This is a genomic window from Streptomyces sp. NPDC059398, from assembly GCF_042751845.1.
Taxonomy (GTDB): domain Bacteria; phylum Actinomycetota; class Actinomycetes; order Streptomycetales; family Streptomycetaceae; genus Streptomyces.
In genome coordinates, this window is the sequence record NZ_JBHYWP010000175.1 from 1 (window position 1) to 2,238 (window position 2,238).

At 71.4% G+C, this 2,238-nt stretch carries 2 protein-coding genes; one reads left to right on the forward strand and one right to left on the reverse strand.

The features are described 5' to 3' along the window. Positions 1 to 55 precede the first annotated feature (55 nt). Positions 56 to 1,222, reverse strand: a complete 1,167-nt coding sequence (locus ACFXBC_RS34440; RefSeq protein ID WP_385033834.1) for a glycerophosphodiester phosphodiesterase — start codon at positions 1,220 to 1,222, stop codon at positions 56 to 58. A gap of 225 nt (positions 1,223 to 1,447) precedes the next feature. On the opposite strand from ACFXBC_RS34440, the gene ACFXBC_RS34445 reads away from it, so the two are divergent. After that, positions 1,448 to 2,119, forward strand: a complete 672-nt coding sequence (locus tag ACFXBC_RS34445; protein ID WP_385033837.1) for a lysophospholipid acyltransferase family protein — start codon at positions 1,448 to 1,450, stop codon at positions 2,117 to 2,119. Positions 2,120 to 2,238: the final 119 nt, after the last annotated feature.

A 2,238-nucleotide genomic window follows, 5' to 3' on the forward strand; every position in this document is an offset into this window, starting at 1 on the left:
GCCTCTCACTCGTACGGGAAGGACAGCCCGGTACCGGACGGACGGGCGGAACGCGTCAGCCGGCCCGGTGGTCGGCCGCCGCGAGCAGCGCCGTGTCCGCGTTGTCGGAGAACACCCCGTCGATGCCGGTCGCGAAGTACGCCCGGAACGCGCCGAAGGCATCCCCGTAGGCGTTCGGGTCGCTTCCGCGCCGGAAGTCCGCCGGCAGGAAGGTGTTCTCGTTGCGCATCGTGTACGGGTGGAGGACCAGGCCCTGCGCATGGGCGTCCCGTACCAGGGTGGTCGGTTCGGTGAGCCGCCCGTCGTGGTCCTTCGGGATGACCGAGTCGAGCGTGGGCCCGATGCCCCTGGCATAGGAGGCGATCCACTTCAGCCCGGCCGGGGTCTGCAGGTCGGCGACCGTGCGCGGGTCCCCCGACTGTACGAAGTCCCAGGGCCGGCTCGCCGGATCGGAGAGCAGCACGATGCCCGGGGTCCCGGCGAGCCGGGCGAGGCGCTGGATGGAGCCCGGCTCGAAGGACTGGACGAACTGCGGGGAACCGCGGCGGTCCCGGCCGTACTTGCGCAACAGCGCGACGAGGCGCTCCTCAAGACCGAGGCCGAGCCCGCGGAAGTAGGTGGGGTGTTTGGTCTCGGTGTGCAGCCAGACCGGCCTGCCGCGTCTGCGGCCCTCCCGCTCCGCCCAGCGCAGAACCTCTTCGAAGGTGGGGACGGGCCAGCGGCCGTCGTAGAGGGTGTTGTGCTGGCGGGTGGCCGGAATGCGCTCCTTGGCGCGGAGCGTCCTGAGCTCGGCGAGGGTGAAGTCCTCGGTGAACCAGCCGGTGACCGCGGTCCCGTCGACCGACTTCGTGGTCCTGCGGTCCGCGAACGCGGGGTGGGCGGAGACATCGGTGGTGGCGCTGATGTCGTTCTCGTGGCGGCAGACGAGATGCCCGTCGCGGGTCGGCACCACGTCCTGTTCGATGATGTCGGCTCCCAGGTCGAGAGCGTGCTGGTACGAACCGAGCGTGTGCTCGGGGCGGTAGCCGGCCGTACCGCGGTGTCCGATGACCGCGGGCACCGGGAGGTCCCGGTACGAGTCGCCGTGGCCGCCCGGTGCGCCGTGGCCGGAGCCCGGGGCCGCGGCGCTCGCCGTACCGGGGATCCCGAGCGCGGCCGTACCGAGCACCGCCGCGCCGAGCAGTGTGCGCCGTCCGGGTCCTGTCCGTCCGTCTTTCGGCATGGGCACTCCTCGCTGTGATGTCTCGCACCTGTCAACGCTGAAGGGCCCGATGGTAGGGAGTTGGGCCTAACGTGGGGTGGAACCGCGCACAACACGGCTCGAACTCGCGGCAGCGTCCCGTACCAATGGGGTGAACCCGATGTGCGCCGTACCACGGCGCGCGAGTACCGTACCGACCTGCACATACTTCACCGTGGCCGCCCGGCCCCGACTCCGGAGGAACCGTTGTCCCGACTCGCACTCATCAAGGCAGTGCTCGGACCGATCATGCGTCTGATGTTCCGCCCGCGGGTGGAGGGCGCCGAGAACATCCCCGGGACGGGTCCGGTCATCCTCGCCGGCAACCACCTGACGTTCATCGACTCGATGATCATGCCGATCTGCCTCCAGCGGCAGGTCTTCTTCATCGGCAAGGACGAGTACGTCAAGGGCAAGGGGCTGAAGGGCCGTCTGATGGCCTGGTTCTTCACCGGTGTCGGGATGATCCCGGTGGACCGCGACGGCGGACGCGGCGGTGTCGCGGCCCTCATGACCGGCCGCCAGGTGCTGGAGGAGGGCAAGGCGTTCTCCATCTACCCGGAGGGCACCCGCTCCCCCGACGGGCGGCTGTACCGGGGGCGTACGGGGATCGCGCGGCTCACGCTGATGACGGGCGCCCCGGTGGTGCCGTTCGCGATGATCGGCACGGACAAGCTCCAGCCCGACGGCTCCGGCCTGCCGCGGCCCGGGAAGGTCACCGTCCGCTTCGGTGAGCCGATGGAGTTCTCGCGTTACGACGGCATGGACCGCGACCGCTATGTGCTGCGCGCGGTCACCGACTCGGTGATGGCCGAGGTCATGCGCCTCTCCGGTCAGGAGTACGTCGACATCTACGCCACGAAGGCGAAGGCCGCCTGACCCGGCGCCACTGGCATACGGCCGACCGCCGCCCCCCGGCCCGGGCCGCGGGCGGCGGCCCCCCCTCCCCCCCCGCCCCGCGCCCCCCCCCCCCCGACCCCCCCGCCGCCGCCCCCCCC